1 protein-coding gene is annotated in these 215 nt (G+C 54.4%); it reads left to right on the top strand.

The genetic code is table 11. The features are described from left to right. Window positions 1-215 (top strand): integrase core domain-containing protein (locus tag ACH107_RS34050; protein ID WP_412509953.1); only part of this gene is annotated, 215 nt, incomplete at both ends.

Genomic DNA, 215 nt, shown 5'->3' with positions numbered 1-215 from the left:
AACCTTTGCCACGGAGCGCAAGATCGAATGGCATTACATCGCGCCGGGCAAGCCCATGCAGAACGGCTTCGTGGAAAGCTTCAACGGGCGCATGCGCGATGAACTCCTCAACGAAACTGAACCGTCCCGGGTTTCCGAGAGGCTTTTCTGTTCAAAACCTACGCGGCGTTTTCAAGAGCATTCATCTCTGCATGGAACTCATCCTCCACTTCCTG

The organism is Roseovarius halophilus (ex Wu et al. 2025) (assembly GCF_047086965.1).
The sequence above is the reverse complement of the archived record's forward strand: the minus strand, read 5'-3'. Positions and strand labels throughout refer to the sequence as shown.